The 17,905-nt window shown below is 66.3% G+C and carries 19 protein-coding genes; 1 reads left to right on the top strand and 18 read right to left on the bottom strand.

Features of this window, described 5'->3' with window-relative positions; translation table 11 throughout:
* Positions 1-72: 72 nt before the first annotated feature.
* Positions 73-1,341: an MFS transporter gene (locus ACOZJV_RS27100; RefSeq protein WP_201129136.1), complete on the bottom strand. Its 1,269-nt coding sequence runs from the start codon at positions 1,339-1,341 to the stop codon at positions 73-75.
* Positions 1,342-1,463: 122 nt separating this feature from the next.
* On the opposite strand from ACOZJV_RS27100, the gene ACOZJV_RS27095 reads away from it, so the two are divergent.
* Positions 1,464-2,372, top strand: a complete 909-nt coding sequence (locus ACOZJV_RS27095) for a LysR family transcriptional regulator (protein WP_201129138.1) — start codon at positions 1,464-1,466, stop codon at positions 2,370-2,372.
* Positions 2,373-2,387: 15 nt separating this feature from the next.
* Here the strand turns inward: ACOZJV_RS27095 and ACOZJV_RS27090 are convergent, their stop codons facing one another.
* From ACOZJV_RS27090 to ACOZJV_RS27010, 17 genes are all read right to left on the bottom strand, one after another.
* Complete coding sequence (locus ACOZJV_RS27090; protein WP_020297415.1) at positions 2,388-2,825, bottom strand: hypothetical protein; 438 nt, start codon at positions 2,823-2,825, stop codon at positions 2,388-2,390.
* A gap of 267 nt (positions 2,826-3,092) precedes the next feature.
* Positions 3,093-3,539 carry an excinuclease gene (locus tag ACOZJV_RS27085; protein WP_078469465.1) on the bottom strand — a complete coding sequence of 149 codons (447 nt, stop codon included), beginning with the start codon at positions 3,537-3,539 and terminating at the stop codon, positions 3,093-3,095.
* A gap of 72 nt (positions 3,540-3,611) precedes the next feature.
* Positions 3,612-4,058: a hypothetical protein gene (locus tag ACOZJV_RS27080; protein WP_078469466.1), complete on the bottom strand. Its 447-nt coding sequence runs from the start codon at positions 4,056-4,058 to the stop codon at positions 3,612-3,614.
* A 27-nt stretch (positions 4,059-4,085) separates the two neighbouring features.
* Entirely contained in the window at positions 4,086-5,312 is a 1,227-nt protein-coding gene (locus tag ACOZJV_RS27075; protein ID WP_078469467.1) for a beta-ketoacyl-ACP synthase, read from the bottom strand.
* A complete protein-coding gene (fabG, locus tag ACOZJV_RS27070) occupies positions 5,312-6,040 on the bottom strand; it encodes a 3-oxoacyl-ACP reductase FabG (protein WP_078469468.1) in 729 nt (242 codons plus the stop codon). The genes ACOZJV_RS27075 and fabG overlap by 1 nt, the downstream gene beginning before the upstream one ends.
* Positions 6,033-6,497 carry a hotdog family protein gene (locus tag ACOZJV_RS27065; RefSeq protein WP_078469469.1) on the bottom strand — a complete coding sequence of 155 codons (465 nt, stop codon included), beginning with the start codon at positions 6,495-6,497 and terminating at the stop codon, positions 6,033-6,035. The genes fabG and ACOZJV_RS27065 overlap by 8 nt, the downstream gene beginning before the upstream one ends.
* Entirely contained in the window at positions 6,494-7,690 is a 1,197-nt protein-coding gene (locus ACOZJV_RS27060) for a beta-ketoacyl-[acyl-carrier-protein] synthase family protein (RefSeq protein WP_421548903.1), read from the bottom strand. Before ACOZJV_RS27060 ends, ACOZJV_RS27065 begins: the two co-directional genes overlap by 4 nt.
* The gene (locus ACOZJV_RS27055; RefSeq protein ID WP_078469471.1) at positions 7,687-8,172 is read right to left on the bottom strand and encodes a DUF3261 domain-containing protein; all 486 of its coding nucleotides are present in this window, start codon (positions 8,170-8,172) and stop codon (positions 7,687-7,689) included. Before ACOZJV_RS27055 ends, ACOZJV_RS27060 begins: the two co-directional genes overlap by 4 nt.
* The gene (locus ACOZJV_RS27050; RefSeq protein ID WP_201129143.1) at positions 8,169-8,927 is read right to left on the bottom strand and encodes a class I SAM-dependent methyltransferase; all 759 of its coding nucleotides are present in this window, start codon (positions 8,925-8,927) and stop codon (positions 8,169-8,171) included. The genes ACOZJV_RS27055 and ACOZJV_RS27050 overlap by 4 nt, the downstream gene beginning before the upstream one ends.
* Positions 8,924-10,171 carry an NAD(P)/FAD-dependent oxidoreductase gene (locus ACOZJV_RS27045; RefSeq protein WP_421548902.1) on the bottom strand — a complete coding sequence of 416 codons (1,248 nt, stop codon included), beginning with the start codon at positions 10,169-10,171 and terminating at the stop codon, positions 8,924-8,926. Before ACOZJV_RS27045 ends, ACOZJV_RS27050 begins: the two co-directional genes overlap by 4 nt.
* Complete coding sequence (locus ACOZJV_RS27040; protein WP_421548901.1) at positions 10,158-11,333, bottom strand: sodium:proton antiporter; 1,176 nt, start codon at positions 11,331-11,333, stop codon at positions 10,158-10,160. The genes ACOZJV_RS27045 and ACOZJV_RS27040 overlap by 14 nt, the downstream gene beginning before the upstream one ends.
* Entirely contained in the window at positions 11,327-13,669 is a 2,343-nt protein-coding gene (locus ACOZJV_RS27035; protein WP_421548900.1) for an MMPL family transporter, read from the bottom strand. The genes ACOZJV_RS27040 and ACOZJV_RS27035 overlap by 7 nt, the downstream gene beginning before the upstream one ends.
* Positions 13,653-14,273, bottom strand: a complete 621-nt coding sequence (locus tag ACOZJV_RS27030) for an outer membrane lipoprotein carrier protein LolA (RefSeq protein WP_078469476.1) — start codon at positions 14,271-14,273, stop codon at positions 13,653-13,655. The genes ACOZJV_RS27035 and ACOZJV_RS27030 overlap by 17 nt, the downstream gene beginning before the upstream one ends.
* Positions 14,270-14,695: an acyl-CoA thioesterase gene (locus ACOZJV_RS27025; protein ID WP_421548899.1), complete on the bottom strand. Its 426-nt coding sequence runs from the start codon at positions 14,693-14,695 to the stop codon at positions 14,270-14,272. Before ACOZJV_RS27025 ends, ACOZJV_RS27030 begins: the two co-directional genes overlap by 4 nt.
* Positions 14,685-16,232, bottom strand: coding sequence for an HAL/PAL/TAL family ammonia-lyase (locus ACOZJV_RS27020; RefSeq protein ID WP_421548898.1), 1,548 nt, complete (start codon positions 16,230-16,232; stop codon positions 14,685-14,687). The genes ACOZJV_RS27025 and ACOZJV_RS27020 overlap by 11 nt, the downstream gene beginning before the upstream one ends.
* A complete protein-coding gene (locus ACOZJV_RS27015) occupies positions 16,213-17,148 on the bottom strand; it encodes a glycosyl transferase (RefSeq protein ID WP_078469479.1) in 936 nt (311 codons plus the stop codon). The genes ACOZJV_RS27020 and ACOZJV_RS27015 overlap by 20 nt, the downstream gene beginning before the upstream one ends.
* The gene (locus tag ACOZJV_RS27010; protein ID WP_201129151.1) at positions 17,145-17,879 is read right to left on the bottom strand and encodes a glycosyltransferase family 2 protein; all 735 of its coding nucleotides are present in this window, start codon (positions 17,877-17,879) and stop codon (positions 17,145-17,147) included. The genes ACOZJV_RS27015 and ACOZJV_RS27010 overlap by 4 nt, the downstream gene beginning before the upstream one ends.
* Positions 17,880-17,905 lie beyond the last annotated feature (26 nt).

Below are 17,905 nucleotides of genomic sequence, written 5' to 3'. Positions count from 1 at the left end.
CGCCCCCCCCCCCGGCGGGGGGCCCCGGCCCCCCCCGCCCCCACCCCCCCCCCCCGGCATGGGCGTTTCAGATCACTGGGTGGCCAGCGGTGGCAGTTTCGACAGCTTCATGGCAATCAGCAGCGCGCCCACCAGCAACGCCCCGATAAACAGCCCGATCCCATTCCAGCCCCCCAGATGCCAGAACACCCCGCCGGCGGTGCCGGCGATGCTGGAGCCGGCGTAGTAGCTGAACAGGTACAGCGACGAGGCCTGGCCCTTGGCCTTGAGGGCGCGGCGGCCGATCCAGCTGCTAGCCACCGAGTGCGCGCCGAAGAAGCCGAAGGTGAACAGCAGCATGCCCGCCAGTACCAGCGCCAGAGGTTGCAGCAAGGTCAGGGCGATGCCCGCCAGCATCAGCACGATGGTGCCCCAGAGCACGCGGCGACGGCCGAGCCGGTCGGCCAGGGCGCCGATTTTTGCCGAGCTGTAGATACCCGACAGATAAACCACCGACAGCAGGCCGACCAGCGCCTGGCTCATGTGATAGGGCTCGGCCAGCAGGCGGTAGCCGATGTAGTTGAACAGGGTCACAAAGGCCCCCATCAGCAGGAAACCTTCAAGGAACAACCAGGGCAGGCCGGCGTCGCGAAAGTGCATGGTGAAGCCGTCCAGCAGGCTGCGCGGGTGCAGCGAGCGGGCGCGGAAGTTGCGTGATTCGGGGAGGATCTTCCAGAACACCGCCGCCGCGATCAGGGACAACCCGCCGATCACCAGCATCGCTGTGTGCCAGCTGACGAAGTCGATCAGGACCCCGACGATCAGCCGCCCGCTCATGCCGCCGATGGCATTGCCGCCGATGTACAGGCCCATGGCCAGGCCGATGTGCTGCGGGTGGATCTCTTCGCTCAGGTAGGTCATGGCCACCGCCGCCAGGCCGCTCAGCGACAGCCCCACCAGCGCGCGCATCACCAGCACTCCCTGCCAGCTTGGCATCAGGGCGCTGGCCATGGTGCAGGCGGCCGCGGCCAGCAGCGCCGCGACCATCACCGGTTTGCGGCCGACGCGGTCGGAGATCGGGCCGGTGATCAGCAAGCCGACCGCCAGCATGCCGGTGGCAACGGACAGGATCAGGCTGCTCTGGGCCGCATTGATGGAAAACTCTTTGGACAGCAGCGGCATCATCGGTTGCACGCAGTACAGCAGGGCAAAGGTGGCGAAGCCGCCGGCAAACAGGGCCAGCACGGTTCGCATGAACATCGGCGTGCCGTGTTCGATGTAAATGTCACTGCGCAAAGGGAGAACGTCGTCGAGGGCGGGAGCGGGTGTTTCTTGGGCAAGTGGAGCAACGGCAGATTTCACGGGGACCTCAGGGGGGATGCGCAGCCGGTCAGGCAATGGAAAAAAGCATATAGCTGGCTAATGATTCTTTCCAATATATTGTTCGACCTGTTTGATAGGTTGTACGACCTAATGGAGCCTTTATGGAATTGCGTCATCTGCGCTACTTCATCGCGGTGGCCGAAGAGCTGCATTTCGGCCGCGCCGCGCAGGCCTTGGGGATCTCCCAACCCCCGTTGAGCCAGCAGATCCAAGCACTGGAACAGGAGATCGGGGCGCGGCTGTTCGAGCGTACCAACCGTCGGGTCGAACTCAGCGAGGCCGGGCGCCTGTTTCTCGAAGAAGCACGGCTGGTCCTGGCCCAGGTGGATAAGGCCGCCGATGTGGCCCGTCGCGCGCAACTGGGGGAGTTGGGGGAACTGAAGATCGGTTTCACCTCGTCGGCGCCCTTCAATTCCAATATCCCCCAGGCGATCTTCGCCTTTCGCCAGCGCTTCCCGGCGGTGCACCTCAACCTGCGGGAGATGAGCAGCACCCAGGTGGCGGATGCGTTGGTGGACCAGTCGATCCAGGTCGGCCTGATGCGACCCTTGCCGCTGCCTGACTCTTTGAGCGTGGTGGAGTTGCTGCGCGAGCCGCTGGTGGCGGTCCTCAGTGCCAAGCACCCGCTGGTGACGGGCAGTGAGGACGGCCTGCCGTTGTCGGCGCTGGCCCATGAGCCGTTTGTGTTCTTCCCGCGCAGTTATGGCAGCGGCCTGTACGCGCAACTGCTGAGCCTGGCCCGTGATGCCGGGTTCACCCCGCATTTTGCCCAGGAGGCGGGCGAGGCCATGACCATCATCGGCCTGGTGGCGGCCGGGCTTGGGGTCTCGGTGTTGCCGGCGTCGTACCAGCGCATGCGCATCGACGGCGTGGTCTATCGCCGGCTGCTGGACCCGGAAGCGGTGTCGGCGGTATGGCTGGTACAGCGCACCGATCAGGCTTCGCCGATGGCCAAGGCCTTTGTCGAATTGCTCACGCGCAAGACCGAAAGCCTGGGAGGGCGGGCCTGATCGCCGGCCGGCAGGTTATTGCAGTCGCACCAGATCGCCGCGCAACGCCACGCCGGCCATCAGCACTCCGGCATGGCACTCGTAGGTGTTGAGGTCTTTGCGCACGTGGTGCTTGTAGTAACTGACGATGTTGGTCACGGCGTTGGCCCCGGCCTTCTTGGCAGCGGCCTGCAAGGTGATCAACGCCGATTGCAGCACCCATTCGCAGGCGTCGTTGTCGCTCTTGTTGAAGCCGTTGGTCTTTTTGTTGGTGGCGACGTCGCTTACCAGTAGGCGCATCGGTCCTGCCGGCTGGTTGCCGGCCAGGTAGAACTGCACGCTGCCGTCCAGGCGTCCGGCGCGGATCGCATCGGCCACGACTTTCTCGAAGGGCATGTACAGCAGGTTAGTGGCGTGCCCGGTGTCGGGCAGCAGGCTGAGCAGGGCAACGGCGAACAGGGCTTTGATAGGCATGGTCAGCTCCTTGACGTTGAAGGAGAACCGCGATCATCCGCCGGCCCGGAATGCGTTTGGACAAACGCCGTGACGGTCACCTCGCAGTTCGCGCGGGCTGCAATGGGTCAGCTCGCTGTTGCGAGTGTAGACCGGGATTTGCCCCGCGCCGTAGCCGCTGCCGAGGCCCGAGGCTGCGCTGGCCCTCACAGCCGCCGTGGTTGCTTTGGCTGGCGGCAGCAACAGAAAGGGCGCCCTGAGGCGCCCTGGATGCAGCAGGGGCTTGGCTTACTGCACTTTGGCCAGGTCGCCGCGCAACGCTACGCCGGCCATGACGGCGCCGGCGTGGCACTCGTAGGTCTTGGCGTCTTTGCGTTCGTTGCTTTTGTAGAAGCTGGCGATGTCGGTCACGGCATTGGCGCCGACTTTTTTCGCCGCCTGGTGCAGGGTGATCAGCGCCGACTGCAGGGCCCATTCGCAGGCCACTTCGTCAGACTTGTTGAAAGCGTTGGTTTTCTTGTTGGTCACGGCGCCCGGGCTGATGACCGAGACCTTGCCCGCTGGCTTGTTGCCGGCCAGGTAGAACTTGACGCTGCCGTCGATCTTGCCGGTGGCGATGGCTTCGGCGACGACTTTGTCGAATGGGAGGTACAGCGCGGTGTCACGGGCCTGGCTGATGCCGGGCAAGGTAGCGAGCAGCAGGGTGGCGGCCGCGGCCAGGGTCTTGATTTGCATGGTGGTCTCCTTGACGTCTAAGGGGGGCAAAGCACAAAGGTGCAGCCGCCGCCCTGGGGCGACGGCTACAGATCAGTTCGGCGCAGGGATGGCCTGGGCCGCGTCGGACAGCTGTTGCGCGGTGCGTTCGTTCTGGTTGTCACGCAGCTCGCGCAGGATGCCCTTGTCCAGCAGGCGCACCCAGCGGATGTAGTTCTTGTGGATCTTGCCGTCCTTGTAGTCCAGGTCACGGCTGTCGCGGTAGACGATCTTGTAGAAGCTGGCCGAGTACTCGATGTCGATCTCGGCATGGAATTCCTGGCGCACGGTGATCTGCGCCTGGATCAGGCCGGGGCTGATGCGTTGCACCTCCCACTTGCGGGCCACCAGGTTTTTCAGGATGGCCTGTTTGACCTGGTCCTGGTCGGCGGTGATGGTCGCCGGGATGACGCGGTTCGGGGTGTACATGCGTTTGCTGGTGCAGGAGACCGTGGTCAGCAGCGCCAGAACGATCAAGGTTGCGCGAAGCAGGGAAGACATTCCGTTTTCTCCAGTGGGGTGGGGCGGTTACGACCAGCGGCGGAAAATCAACGACGTGTTGACCCCGCCAAAGGCAAAGTTGTTGTTCATCACGTACTGATGGCTCATCTGCCGGAACTCGCCGCGCAGGTAGTCCAGTTCGCCGCAACGGGGGTCGACTTCATCGAGGTTGAAGGTGTGCACGTACTGATCGCGGTTGAGCATCTCGATGCTGAACCACGACTCCAGCGCGCCGCAGGCACCCAGGGTGTGGCCGAGGAAGCTCTTCTGCGAACTGATGGGCATGCCGCTGCCGAACAGGCTGCTGGTGGCCAGGGTTTCGGCAATGTCGCCCTGTTCGGTGGCCGTGCCGTGGCCGTTGACGTAGCCGATGGCGGACGCCGGGATGCCGGCGTCTTCCAGGGCCAGCTCCATGGCCCGGCGCATGGTGGTCTGCTCCGGCCGGGTGGTGTGCTGGCCATCGGCGTTGCTGCCAAAACCGACGATTTCCGCGTGGATGTGCGCACCGCGCGCCAGGGCATGCTCCAGTTCCTCGAGCACCAGCATGCCGCCGCCTTCACCGATCACCAGGCCGTCGCGGCCGCTGTCGTAGGGCCGAGGACTGGTTTGCGGGGCGTCGTTTTTCAGGCTGGTGGCGTACAGCGCGTCGAACACCATGGCTTCGGTGGGGCACAGCTCTTCGGCGCCGCCGGCGAGCATCAGCGGCAAGCGTCCGAACTTGATCGCCTCATAGGCGTAGCCGATGCCCTGGCTGCCGCTGGTGCAGGCGCTGGAGGTGGGAATCAGGCGCCCGGTGAGGCCGAAGAAGATGCTGATATTGGCCGCCGTGGTGTGGGGCATCATGCGCACGTAGGAGTTGGCGTTCAGGCCTTCTGCCACCGAGTTCAGCAGCATGTTGCCGAAGGCCTTGATCTCGTCGGTGCTGCCGGTGGACGAGCCACAGGCCACGCCCATGCGCCCGTCCTTGATCGACTCGTCGCCCAGCAGCCCGGCGTCGGCCAGCGCTTGCTCGGCGGCGCCCACGGCCAGGCGCGAAACCCGGCCCATGCTGCGCAATTGCTTGCGGGTCCAGTGGGCCGGAACCTTGAAGTCATCGATCGGCCCCGCCAGGCGGGTGTTGAGTTCGGTAAAGCGATCCCACTCGTCCATGCGCCGGATGCCGCTGCGGTTGGCGCTGAAGTTGCCGGCGATGGTGGCCCAGTCGCTGCCCAGGGAGGTGATGCCGGCCATGCCGGTGACGACCACGCGTTTCATCAGCACAGGCCTCCGTTGACGGCCAGCACCTGGCGCGTGATGTAGGACGCTTCGGCCGACATCAGGAAGTTCACCGCACTGGCGACTTCTTCCGGGGTGCCCATGCGTTGTGCGGGGATCATTTTCATCAGTTCCTCCACCGGGACGTTCTCGTCGAGCATGGCGGTGTCGATCAGGCCCGGGGCCACGCAGTTGACGGTGATCTTGCGCTTGCCCAGCTCGATGGCGAGGGCCTTGGCGGCACCGATCACACCGGCCTTGGAGGCGCTGTAGTTGACCTGGCCACGGTTGCCGATCAGCCCGGAGACCGAGGTGATGCAGACAATGCGCCCGGCGGCGCGGCGCCGTATCATCGGCATCATCACCGGGTGCAGCACGTTGTAGAAACCGTCGAGGTTGGTGCGCAGCACGTCGTCCCAGTCGTCCTCGGTCAGGGCCGGGAAGGCGCCGTCCCGGGTCAGCCCGGCATTGAGTACCACGCCGTAGTAGGCGCCGTGGGTGTCGACGTCGGCTTCAAGAATGGCCTTGCAGGTGGCGCGGTCGGCGACGTCGAATTGCAGGATGCGCGCATTGCGCCCCAGGGCCTGGACTTCGGCCTGCACCGCCTGGGCCTCGGCGAGGCCGGTGCGGCAGTGCAGCACCAGGTCATGCCCGGCCTGGGCCAGGCGCAGGGCGATGGCGCGGCCGATACCACGGCTGGAGCCTGTGACCAGTACGGATTCAGTCATGGCGGGGTTCCTGTGTTTCGTCGAGATAGTGGGCCGCGTGCGGCGGGCGGAACACGTTGAGGCGAGCGCTGGCCTGGATGCCCGGGCCGCTGAGGTGGCACTCGAATACGCCCATGCCGTTGTCGTCTTCCAGGGAGCGCAGAGCGTGGATGCGCAGCTCGCTGCCGGCCGGAAAGTGTTCCACATTGCATTCGAATTTGCGCGTGCCGAGCAAAAAGCCCAGCTCCACGGCCTGCCCTTGCTGGCGTGCGCGGCAGCCGGCATAGGCGGCCACGCTCTGGGCCATCAGCTCGATGCCGAGCCAGGCCGGCAGGCTGCCGTCGGCGCGGTTGAACAGGCCACCGGGCTTGACGGTGAGGCGGGTGTGGATCTGTTCTTCATCGAACCCCAGGACCTGATCGATCAGGATCATGTCGCCCGCGTGGGGCAGCAGTTCGGCGAGTGGCCAAGGGATCATGGGGCGTCTCCGATAATCAGGCTGACGTTGTTGCCGCCGAAGGCAAAGGAGTTGCTCATCAGGCAGCGCGGTGCGCCCGTGGCCAGGCGATCGGCGCTGCCGACCCAGCGCAGGGCGGGCAATTGCGGGTCGGGCTGGGCGTCCCAGACATGGGGTGGCAGGGCCTGTTGCCGGTTGTCGGCGGCCAGGCTCAGCCAGCAGAAGGCGGCTTCCAGGGCCCCGGCGGCGCCCAGGGTGTGGCCGCTCATGGGCTTGGTCGACGAGCAGGGCACGCCATCGGGAAACAGCTCGGCCACGGCCAGGCTTTCCATGGCGTCGTTGTGCTGGGTGGCGGTGCCGTGCAGGTTCAGGTAACCGATCTGCTGCGCTGCCAGGCCGGCACTGCTCAAGGCCTTGCGCATCGCTTGCAGGGCGCCCCGGCCGCTGGGCTCGGGCGCGGAAATATGGTGCGCATCGGAACTCGCGCCGCCGCCCAGCAGGGCGATGGGCTGCTGCGTGCCGGATTCCCTGCTCATCAGGAACAGCACCGCAGCCTCGCCGATATTGATCCCGTCGCGGTTGACCGAAAACGGGTTGCAGCGCTGGTCACTGACGGCTTCCAGCGCCGAAAAACCATTCAGGGTCAGTTGGCACAGGCTGTCGACCCCGCCGCACAGCACCGCGTCGCACAACCCCAGGTCGAGCAGGCGCCGGGCGCTCATCAGGGCCCGGGCGCTGGAGGTGCAGGCGGTGGAAATCACGTAGGCCGGACCGCTCAGTTGCAGCCAGTCGGCGAGAAAGTTCGCCGGTGCCCCGAGTTCCTGCTGCTGGTAGTCGTAGTGGGCCGGGAAGTGCTGGTCGCGCAGGTAATGGGCGATGCCACGGCTGGCTTCGTCGATGCCCGAAGTACTGGTACCCAGCACCACGCCAATGCGCCCCGGGCCGTAGGCCTGGATCGCCTGGTCGATGTCGTCGCGGATCTGCAGCGCCGCCTCCAGCAGCAGCTGGTTATTGCGACTGTGCTGGCGGCTCAGGTGCGCAGGCAGGGCCGCCAGCGGGCCCTTGACCGCCGCCACCGGCAGGCTGCGCTCGGGCACCCAGCCGGCTTCGTCGCGCATGCCTGAGCAGTCACCGGCAAACAGGCTGCGGGCCACCTGTTGTTTGTCCCGCCCGAGGGCGCAGATCAGCCCCAGGGCGTTGAGGTAGGCCGTCATGGCGCGCGCTCGGCGGTCAACGGGCTGACGTGGTATTGCAGGCCTTGAGGCAGGTTCAACTGGAAATCCAATGGTTGGCGATAACGGAGCTGCCAGCGCGGGGCGAGGCTGCGTTGCTCGCCCCGGGCCTGCGCAGCGGGGTAATTCTCGGACAGCTCGGCGGCTGGCGTCAGGGCAAACAGCAGCGCGGCGAACAGCTCCCGCGCTTCGGGGTTGGGTGGCAGCAGGCCATCGGCCTGCCACTGGCCATCGATCAGGCGCTGGCGGGCCAGGGGAATGCCCAAGGGGTCCATCAGCGACCAGCGCAGGCCGGCGCCTTCGGCCTGGATCACCAGCAGCCAGTCCTGGCGTTGCGCTGCCTGCTCACGCTCGATGTGCAGCTGCAACGGCAGGGCCAGGCTCGGGGTTTTTGCGGGCAGCGGCGCCTGGCTGGCGCAACCGGCCAGCAGCAACAGGCAACCCACCAGCAGGGCGCGGATCATGCCGGCTGCCCTGGCGCGCAGTGCTCGTCCAACGGCTTGCGCGCCACCACGTTGACCAGGGTCTCTTCACGCTGGCCAAAGGGTTTCGGGCGGCGCAGGCCGAAGCGTTCCAGCAGGCCGAAATCCGTCGAACGGCTCCACCACAAGTAGGGGTAGGAGACGTTCTGCGGGGTGAACTCGAAGCCCTGGTTGCGGATCATGTCCAGGTACTGGGCGGCGCTTTTCTGCACGTGCATCGGGTGGCGGAACAGCCAGCGAATGACCCAGGTGTCGATGTAGGCCTCGGTGGACTCGGCAAACAGCAGGTAGCCGCCGGGCTTGAGCACCCGGTAGAACTCGGCCAGGGCTTTGTCCTGCTCCACCAGGTGGTGGAAGGTCTGGTGGCAGAACAGCAGGTCGACGCTGGCGTCCGGCACGTCCAGGGTCGCGCAGTCGCTGCCGATCAGTTCCACCTGCATGCCCTGGCGCGCCGCTTCCTGGGCGCTCAGTTCCAGGCTGTGGGGGTCGGCATCCAGGCCGATCAGGCGCTGGGGCGCGAACACCTGGCGCAGGTGCTGGAACGACTTGCCCTGGCCGCAACCGGCGTCGAGCAGCACCGGGTTGCCGGGCAGGTCGCGGGTGAACAGCGAGCGCAGGTCGTTGATCGCCACCCGCAATACATGGTGCTGCCAGGTGTGGCTGCGCAGGAACCAGAAGCCGAAGCGGGTTTCCTCGACGTACTTATCGCTCAGGTACTGTGGCTGGGGACTGCTCATGCCACCTCCGTCGCGCAGATTTCCGAGAGCATGCGCAGGCGGCGCTTGGGTTCGCTGACAAACGGGTTGCGCTCGTCCCAGGCGTAGCCGGCGAGGATCGAACTGATCATGCGGCGGATTTCCGGCGAGCTGCCGGGGTGGAAGATCACGTCCTGGAAGGTCCCGGCGTACCAGCCTTCGACGTAGCAGCGGAAGGTGTCGACCCCGCGCTTGAGCGGCTCGGCAAACTCGAGCTGCCAGTCGACGCTTTCACCTTGCAGCTGACGATGCAGCACGGCGGCGGCCATGCTCGCCGAACGCATGGCGATGGTGACCCCGGAAGAGAACACCGGGTCGAGGAATTCCGCGGCATTGCCCAGCAGGGCGAAGCCCGGGCCGTGCAGGCTCTTGACGTTGGCCGAGTAGCCGCCGATGGTCCGCGCCGGGGTGTCCCATACCGCGTTGGCCAGGACCTTGGCCAGGCTCGGGGTCTCGGCGATAAAGCCGCGCAGGCACTGGTCCAGGTCCTGGTCGCGGCCGACAAAATGTTCCTTGGCCGCGACCACGCCCACCGAGCACCGGCCGTTGCTGAAGGGGATGCTCCAGAACCAGATGTCGCGCTGGGTCGGGTGGGTGGTGACGAGGATCTTTTCCCGTTCGAAACCGGGGTGGTCGATGTGGTCTTCGACGTGGGTGAACACCGCCTGGCGCACCGGGAAGTTCGACGGCGCCTCCAGGTCGAGCAAGCGTGGCAGGACCCGGCCATAGCCGCTGGCATCAAGTACGAAATGGGCCTCGACCTGGTACTGGCTGCCGTCTTCGCGGCGCACTCCGAGCTGCGGCTGGGGCAGGCTGAAGTCGGCGCTGACGATTTCTTCGCCATAGCGCACTTCAACCCCTTGCAGCGCCGCCTGGTCGGCCAGCAACTTGTCGAAGTCGCCGCGCTGGACCTGGAAGGTGGTGGGCTTGCCGTTGCTGAAGGTGTCGCCGAAATCAAAGGCGCTGTAGCGCTCGCCCCAGGCGAAGGCCGCGCCGTTCTTCAGTTGGAAGCCGGCGGCTTGCACGGCTTCGAGCATGCCCGCTTCCTCGACGAAATCCAGGCAATGGGAGAGCAGGCTTTCGCCGATGGAGAACCGTGGGAAATGCTGGCGCTCGATGATCAGCACGTCGTGGCCCTTGCGCTTGAGCAGGGCGGCGGCAATGGCGCCCGATGGGCCGGCGCCGATGACCACAACCTGGCGGCGTTCCATTTCAACTGTTGGCACTGGGGCTCCTTGCCGGTTCGGCGATGTTCAGATTCAGAGGGACCAAGGGGGTGCGATGCATGCCGGCTACTGCCGGCAGCAGGGTCGCGATCAGGCCCATCAGCATCAGCGCAAAGTACAGCGCCGGGCTGATCAGCTGTTGTTGCAGCAGCAGGTTGAGAAACACGATCTCGCTCAGGCCGCGAATATTGAGCAGCAGGCTTTCCCGCCAGCGGCTGGCACCGGCGAAGGACGCACCGGCCCAGCCCAGGCCCAGCCAGTTGCCGGCCAGCTTGCTGGCAATCGGCACCAGCAGTAGGGCGCCCAGTTGCAGCCAGCTCAGGCTGTCCATGGCGCTGTGCACGTTGATCTGCACGATGCCGAACGTCAGGATCAGCGGGATGGCGATGTAGGTCTGCAAACGGCTCATCCAGGCTGCCTGTAACGGCAGCACCAGCGCCACCTTGAGGGAGGCCATGCACAGCAGGTAGCCGATGCCGAAAATCAGCGCATTGAGCTTGTAGTGCTCGGCCACCACCAGCAGCGCAAAGAAGCCCAGGCTGTACAGCAGCGGCTGGCGCAGGCCGAGCAGGCGCAGGAGCAACGGCAGGCAGGCGCCGGCCAGGGGCAGCAGCAGGCTGGCCAGGTGCAGGCTGCCCTGGGCGATGGCGAACAGGCTCCAGCAGGTCAGGTCGATCAGGATCGCGGTCTGCACCAGGCGCCGAGTGGCGGCGGCCGGGTAGTTGATATGGCGCAGGTACAGGTAGAGCACCGGGATCGCGGTGATCGCAAACAGCAGGCCCACTGCCAGGGAGCTCAGCCACGGCTGCGGCGGCAGCAGCCAGAAGGCGATCGCCAGGCCGCAGGCGAAGGGGATGATGAAACTCGGCAGGGCGATCTTCAGGCTCTGGCGGTCCAGGCGCAGGTCGATCACGTCGCTCAGGATATGCCCCAACAGCAGGGCGAAGCTCAGGCTGTAGAGGTTTTTCAGCCACACCGGGGACACCAGTTGGGCGCCGCTCAACTGCCAGTGCGGCTCGATCCACAGCAGCATCAGCAGGGGCAGGCCGAAGGTTGCCAGCAGCAACTGGCTGACGATCGGGATCAGGCCCAGGCGCCGACCGACGGCGGTCGCCAGGGCAAACAGCGCCAGGGCCAGGCACCAGAACAGGGCGATCAGCATGGGCTTGGCTCCGTCACCTTGGCGTGGTGTTGCTGCTGCCCGGCCCAGGGCGCGAGCATAAAGCTGAAGGCCAGCCCAAGGCTGACCGACAGCCCGAAATTGCTCACCGCCGGGGTGCTGGAGATGGCCAGCAAACCGAACGACAGCCAGGTGGTCAGGGCCGCCAGCAGGGTGCCCAGCAGGCTGACGGCGGCGCCGCCGATCTGCTCGCGCATGAGGATGGCGTAGTCGACGCTGATGGCGGTCACCAGCAGCAGGCCGAACAGGCTGAACAGGGTCAGCGGTTGCCCCAGCCAGCCGAGGCTGGCCAGGCTGCACAGGGCCGCCAGCAGCGGCAGGGCGACGATGCGCAGGGCCCCGCCAAGGCCGAACGGCAGAATCAGCAGCAACACGATCAGCACGCAGGAGGCGAGCTTGAGTTCGGCGGCACTGATCTGGGTTGCGGCAAAGACTTTATTCAATTCGCCAAGCCGGTCCACCAGTTGCACCCCGGGCAGGTCCTGGGCCTGGGCCCGCAGCAGGCCGGCATCGTTCAGCCCTTGCAGGCTGACCATGGCCGCCACGCCCTCGGGGCCGGCGCCCAGCCACAGTGTGCGGTAGGGTTCGGCCAGCGGGCCGCCGAGGGCGGCATCGATGTCTTGCACCGGCAGCCCCTGCAACTGGGCCAGCTCGGCCTGCAGGGCACTGGCGGGCACGCCGAGGTCCAGCAGCGGCTGCCAGAACTGCGGCAGGCGCGTCAGGGCCTCACGCAGTTGCTGTTGGTCGCTGGGCAGGTTGACCAGTTGATTGAGCGCCAGGTAACCCTGCAACTTGCCCTGCTTGACCAATTGCCCCAGGCGCTCGCCCAGGGCTTGCTGGCGTTCGAGCAATTGCTGCTGGTCGGCGGCGCGCACCAGGAAGAACTGGCTGGTGGGCTGATAGCCGGTGATGCGGGCAATGGCCTGGGCTTCGTTGAGCAACTGCGGCGGTGCACCGACCCACTGGCGAATATCGTTTTTGCTGGTCAGCTGCCACAGCCCGGCGGCGCAGAACACCGCCAACAGTGCCAACAGCACCGGGCTCGGCACTCGCCGCAGCAGGGCTTCGCGCAGTTGCAGCAGGCACTGCGCAACCCGCAGCGGCCATTGCGCCGGGCGCAGGTCAGCGCCCTTGAGCAGGGCCGGCAGCAGGCACACCGCCGACAGGTAGGCGCCGAGCAGGCCGGCCGCGGAGAACACCGCGATCTGGGTCAGGGCCGGGAACGGGGTCCAGGCCAGCGCCAGGTACCCGATGCAACTGGTGGCCAGGCTCAGGCTCAGGCCCGGCAGGGTCAGGCGCAACGCCGGCCAGCTGTGCCAGGGTTTCAGGCTCCAGCTCTTGGACAGGTAATGCAGCGGGTAGTCGACCGCGACGCCGATCAGGCTCGAGCCCAGGACCAGGGTCATCACATGCATATGGCCGAACAGCGCCACGCAGGCCACTGCGCCAAACAACATGCCCACCAGCACCGGTACAAACGCCAGCAGCACCCGCAGCCGGCGGAACGCCAGGAGCAACAGCAGCAGGATACCCACGGTCGCACCGCCGCCGACCCAAGTGATTTCCCGGGTGGCTTGCTGCTGGCCATTGGCGGCGTACAGCAGGCCGCTGGCGGCCAGCAATTGCACATCGGCCTGGCTCGCCTGTTCGCGGCTTTGCCGGAGCAGCTCGGCCACCTGCAACGGCAGGCTCATATCAAAGGCGTTGCCGGTGGTGCGCGCCCGCAGCAGGACCCAGCTTTTGCCGTCGGCGTCGGCCACCAGGGCGCCGCTGCCGATGTCCAGTTGCACTGCGCCGCGTTGCGGTTGGCTGTTCTGGATGCGCCCGGTAAGGCCCAGCCAGTCATCCTGGCTCGGCACCAGGCTGAACCCGGTAAAGGGGTCGAACAAGGCTTGGACCCGCTGCTGGATAAAGGCCGCGGGGTGTTCAATCAGTTGTTGCCGGTCGGCCGCCGAGAGCATCGCCAGCCGGCCTTGCAGCAGTTGGCTGCGCAGTGCCGGAAGGTCGGCTTGCAGGTTCCACTGGACCTTTTCGAACAGCCCGCTGGCCTGCCAGCGCTCACCCAGTTGCTGGGCCATGGCCACCGCCTGCTGACGCTCGGCATGGCCCACCAGCACCAGCATTTCGCGGTTCAGCGGCTCTTGCATGCGCTGCTCGGCCTTGAGCTCCAGGGCGTCCGGGGCAGTGCCCGGCACCAGCTCCATCAGGTTGGCCGACAACGGCGCACCCTGGCGCCATTGCCAGCCGGCCAGGGCCAGCACCGCCACCAGCAGGATCAGGAACAGCCTGGGCAACCAGCGCTCACTGGGCAAAGTCATGTTGCTCCGCTGCGCTCAAAGGTTGGCTGCTGGTGCTGTCGCGCATCTGCAGCAGGGTGCTGTCGCCCTGGGTTTCCAGGAGTTCGATGCGCTGCACCAGGGCACCGCCGTCGATATTGATCTGGGTGAACACTTGCTTGAGCAGCAGCGAGCGCGGGGTCAGGGTCAGTTTCCAGTCCTGGGCGTCGCCCGCCAGCTTGAGTTCGAAGTCGCGCTGCAGGCCGCTGCTGTCGCCTTGCAACACCGCGAGGAACAGGCGGTTCTGCTCGGCGCCGGCACTTTTGCCCGGGAGCATCTGCCAGCCGTTGGCGTCACGCCGGGCGATGCCCTGGCCGGTGATGCGGTAGTCCTGTTGCAACGGCGTTTTCAGCAGCCAGAGCAGGCCGTGGTCCTTGGCCAGGACGAACGTGCCCTTGCTGGTCAGGGGCTGGGGCAGGGCCCGCAGGTGCTTTTCCTGGATGAAGTTGCCGTGGATGACCTCGGGCTTGGCCAACTGCTCGCTGAGCTGTTGCAGGTCGAAGGCCTGGGCCAGGGAACTGAACCCCAGCAGCACCAGGCCCGACAAGGCCACCCTGGCCAGAGGCAGGAAATTCAACCGGCTCATAGCAGCACCTTGGTCACGGCGTCGGTAAAGACCCGGGGCGAGGCCAGTTGCATCTCGCGGCTGGCCATGTCCACCGCGACCTGCACCGAGCTGGCGCGGGTCAGGCGTTCGCCGCTGGCGAGGTCGGTGATCAGGTAATTGATCTTCAGCCGGTTTTCCCACTCCACCAGGCTGGCGCGTACGTTCAGGGTCTGGCCGAACACCGCGCCGCGCACGTAACGCAGTTGCAGGTCGATCACCGGCCAGGCGTAGCCCGACTCGACCATGGCCGTGTAGTTGTGGCCGATCCGATCGAGCAAGGCGCAGCGGGCGACTTCCAGGTATTTGACGTAATGCCCGTGCCAGACGACGTGCATGGTGTCGACGTCGAAAAACGGCACCAGGATCTGGGTGTCGGCGTGCAGCACTCCCTTACTGCGCATGCAGCCTCCAGTGTTGCTCGGCGATGCGTTGCAGGCACAGGCGCAGTTCGCCTTCCAGGGCGCGGTCTTCGATCACCGGCGGGAAATCCTTTGCCAACTCTGCTTGCATCGCAGCCAGGGCCGGAGGCAAAGGCCGCGCATCGGCGGACTGGGCGCGCAGCCATACACCCTGGTTGGCCGCTAGCAGGGTGGCGGCGGCGACCTGTTCGGTCAGCTCCAGCACGCGAATCGCGTCCCGGGCGGCGATGGTGCCCATGCTCACCTTGTCCTGGTTGTGGCACTCGGTGGAGCGCGAGAACACGCTGGCCGGCATGGTGTTTTTCAGGGCTTCGGCGGTCCAGGCACTGGTGCCGATCTGCACTGCCTTGAAGCCGTGGTTGAGCATCGCGCGCTCGGCGCTGGCGCCGGACAGGTTGCTCGGCAGGCCGTGGTTGTAACGCACGTCCACCAGCAGCGCGAGCTGCCGGTCGAGCAGGTCGGCGACGTTGGCCACCAGGGTCTTGAGGCTGTCCATGGCGAACGCAATGTGCCCGCCGTAGAAATGCCCGCCGTGCAGCACGCGCTCGGCTTCGGCGTCGATGATCGGGTTGTCGTTGGCGCTGTTGAGTTCGGTCTCGATAAACGCGCGCAGCCAGTTCAGGCTGTCGGCCAGCACCCCCAGGACATGGGGCGCGCAGCGCAGGGAGTAGCGGTCTTGCAGGCGATGCAGCGGCGCGGTAGGTGCGTCGATGGCCAAATCCTGGCGCAGCCAGGCCGCCACTTGCATCTGCCCCGGGTGCGGCTTGGCGGCGAACAGGCGCTCGTCGAAGTGCTCGGGGTTGCCTTGCAGGGCTACTACGTTCAGCGCGGTGATGCGGGTTGCCAGTTGCAGCAGGTAATCAGCGCGGGCGAAGGCCAGGCAGGCCAGGCCGGTCATCACCGCGGTGCCGTTCATCAACGCCAGGGCTTCTTTGGGGCGCAGCACCAGCGGGTCCCAGCCCAGTTCCCGGTGCAAGTCGGCGGCCTGACGGCGTTCGCCACGGAACAGGACTTCACGCTCGCCGGACAGGGTCGCAGCCACGTAGGACAGCGGCGTCAGGTCGCCGCTGGCGCCGACCGAGCCTTCTTCCGGGATCAGCGGCAGGATGTCGTGTTCGAGAAAAGCCTGCAGGCGCTCCAGCAGCTCGACCCGCACCCCGGACACGCCGTGGCACAGCGACTGCAAGCGCGCCGCCAGTACCGCGCGGGTGGCCTGGGCATCCAGCAGCTTGCCCAGCCCGCACCCGTGGAAGGTGTACAGGTGGCGCGGCAGGGCCTCGACGTGTTGCAGCGGCACCGCGACCACGCAGGAGTCGCCGTAGCCGGTGGTGACGCCATAGATCACGCCTTCCTTGTCGAGCAAGGAGTCGAGAAACTGCGCGCCCTTGGCGATGCGCTGGCGAAACCCGGCATCACCTTGCAGTTGCACGGGCACCTGACGGTTGGCCAGGGCCAGCACGTCTTCGATGCGCAAGGGGAGTTCGCCGAAGGTTACCGGCTCAAGCGGATGCGTCGTCATCGGTCTTCCAGAATGGGTAAAAGTTGAACCACTGTTGCGGCGCTTCGAGGCAGTACTGGCCCAGGCGTTCGGCGTAGCGGGCGGTCCACTGGGCGATCACTTGCTCGCGGTCGCTGCGTTTCCAGGCCACGGCGTCGGTGAAGGGCTCGAGGATCACCCGGTAGCGACCCTGATGCTTGAGGCACAGCAGCAGGTTGACCGGGCATTTGAGCAGCCCGGCCAGCAGCCACGGGCCTTGGGGGAATGCCGCCGGATGGCCGAGGAAATCCACCCGTACATTGCGTCCGCCGTGCAGCGGCACGCGGTCGCCGGCAATCGCCAGCCACTCGCCGCGGTCCAGGCGCTGGCTCAGTTGCAGCATGATCGCCGGGTCCAGCTCGCTGACCTGGATCAGCCGCAGGTTGGTGGCCCCGGCCTCGCCCAGCAGGCGGTTGAAACGTTCGGCGTGCTTGGTGTGCACCAGCACGTTCATGGTCACCTGCTCGCCGAGTTCAGCCAGGGCGCGGCAGACTTCGAGGTTGCCCAGGTGCGCGCCCACCAGCATCTGCCCGCGTTCGCCGCGCAATTCGTTGCGCAGCAGCGCCGGGTCGACGATCTCGATCTGCTCGATGCGCAGCTTGCCGTTCCACACGTCGAGCTTGTCCAGCAGGGCGTCGGCAAAGGCCATGAACTGGCCGAACACCCGACGCTGGGTCGGGCGCAGTTCGTTGCGTCCGCTCCAGTCGGCGAGCCGTTGCTGATACTGCCAGGCGCTGTGTCGGGCGTTGCGGCCGAACAGGAAAAAGTACAGGACGATGGCGTACAGCACCGGGCTCAGCACCCGCCGCCCGAGGATCCTGACCCCGAATGCGGTGAGCTTCATCAGCCAGAAGCTGCCGCGTTCTTCATGCTCGGCCCAATGCTGTTGCTGGCTCATGCTCGCCACCGTCGCCAGAGGATCTGCGGCGCCCGCAGCAACATGCCGAAAAACAGCCGGGTGTGCATGCTGGAAATCAATGCGTTGTCGTGCAGCAGGCGAAAGTGCGAGAGGCCATCGGTGGGGTAGTGGACCTTGGTCGGCAGCCAGCGCATCGGCTGATTGCGCCAGGCCAGGCGCACCAGTACTTCGGGATCGAAATCCATGCGCTTGCCGAGTTTGACCGAATCGATCAGCGCCAGCACTGGCGGCAGCGGGTAGACCCGGAAGCCGCACATGGAGTCGGGAATCTGCAACGACAGGCTGTTGATCCAGACCCAGACATGGGTCAGGTAACGGGCATACAGGCGGCCCTTGGGCACGCTGCTGTCGTACTGTGGATAACCGCAGATCAGTGCCTCGGGGTGGGCGCGGGAGCTGGCGATAAAGTTATCCACATCGCGCAGGTCGTGCTGACCATCGGCATCCACCTGCAGGGCGTGGCTGAAGCCCAGGCGCGAGGCCTCGCGCAGCCCGGCCATGACCGCGCCGCCCTTGCCCTGGTTCAGTGCCAGGCGGATCAGGAACACCTGCTCGCGCTTGGCCAGTTGTTCCAGGACCGCCGCGCAGGCCGGGCTGCTGGCGTCGTCCACCAGCACGCAGGGCAAGCCACCGGCGAGCAGGGCGTCGACCACCGCCGGCACCGCGCCTTCGTGGTTATAAACCGGAATCACCGCACAGGGCTTATGCATCGACCGCCCCCTGCCGCAGGCTGCGG

The organism is Pseudomonas sp. QD4, from assembly GCF_049199125.1.
Lineage (GTDB): Bacteria > Pseudomonadota > Gammaproteobacteria > Pseudomonadales > Pseudomonadaceae > Aquipseudomonas.
This window is presented reverse-complemented; position numbering and strand designations above follow the sequence as displayed.

What these genes read in the sequence shown, in the direction of transcription:
- ACOZJV_RS27050 (WP_201129143.1), bottom strand. Translation starts at nt 8,927, where the DNA reads ATGAGCAGTCCCCAGCCACAGTACCTGAGCGATAAGTACGTCGAGGAA.
- ACOZJV_RS27085 (WP_078469465.1), bottom strand. Translation starts at nt 3,539, where the DNA reads ATGCAAATCAAGACCCTGGCCGCGGCCGCCACCCTGCTGCTCGCTACC.
- ACOZJV_RS27065 (WP_078469469.1), bottom strand. Translation starts at nt 6,497, where the DNA reads ATGATCCCTTGGCCACTCGCCGAACTGCTGCCCCACGCGGGCGACATG.
- ACOZJV_RS27075 (WP_078469467.1), bottom strand. Translation starts at nt 5,312, where the DNA reads ATGAAACGCGTGGTCGTCACCGGCATGGCCGGCATCACCTCCCTGGGC.
- ACOZJV_RS27020 (WP_421548898.1), bottom strand. Translation starts at nt 16,232, where the DNA reads ATGACGACGCATCCGCTTGAGCCGGTAACCTTCGGCGAACTCCCCTTG.
- ACOZJV_RS27080 (WP_078469466.1), bottom strand. Translation starts at nt 4,058, where the DNA reads ATGTCTTCCCTGCTTCGCGCAACCTTGATCGTTCTGGCGCTGCTGACC.
- ACOZJV_RS27030 (WP_078469476.1), bottom strand. Translation starts at nt 14,273, where the DNA reads ATGAGCCGGTTGAATTTCCTGCCTCTGGCCAGGGTGGCCTTGTCGGGC.
- ACOZJV_RS27040 (WP_421548901.1), bottom strand. Translation starts at nt 11,333, where the DNA reads ATGCTGATCGCCCTGTTCTGGTGCCTGGCCCTGGCGCTGTTTGCCCTG.
- ACOZJV_RS27035 (WP_421548900.1), bottom strand. Translation starts at nt 13,669, where the DNA reads ATGACTTTGCCCAGTGAGCGCTGGTTGCCCAGGCTGTTCCTGATCCTG.
- fabG (WP_078469468.1), bottom strand. Translation starts at nt 6,040, where the DNA reads ATGACTGAATCCGTACTGGTCACAGGCTCCAGCCGTGGTATCGGCCGC.
- ACOZJV_RS27025 (WP_421548899.1), bottom strand. Translation starts at nt 14,695, where the DNA reads ATGCGCAGTAAGGGAGTGCTGCACGCCGACACCCAGATCCTGGTGCCG.
- ACOZJV_RS27095 (WP_201129138.1), top strand. Translation starts at nt 1,464, where the DNA reads ATGGAATTGCGTCATCTGCGCTACTTCATCGCGGTGGCCGAAGAGCTG.
- ACOZJV_RS27010 (WP_201129151.1), bottom strand. Translation starts at nt 17,879, where the DNA reads ATGCATAAGCCCTGTGCGGTGATTCCGGTTTATAACCACGAAGGCGCG.
- ACOZJV_RS27015 (WP_078469479.1), bottom strand. Translation starts at nt 17,148, where the DNA reads ATGAGCCAGCAACAGCATTGGGCCGAGCATGAAGAACGCGGCAGCTTC.
- ACOZJV_RS27055 (WP_078469471.1), bottom strand. Translation starts at nt 8,172, where the DNA reads ATGATCCGCGCCCTGCTGGTGGGTTGCCTGTTGCTGCTGGCCGGTTGC.
- ACOZJV_RS27090 (WP_020297415.1), bottom strand. Translation starts at nt 2,825, where the DNA reads ATGCCTATCAAAGCCCTGTTCGCCGTTGCCCTGCTCAGCCTGCTGCCC.
- ACOZJV_RS27060 (WP_421548903.1), bottom strand. Translation starts at nt 7,690, where the DNA reads ATGACGGCCTACCTCAACGCCCTGGGGCTGATCTGCGCCCTCGGGCGG.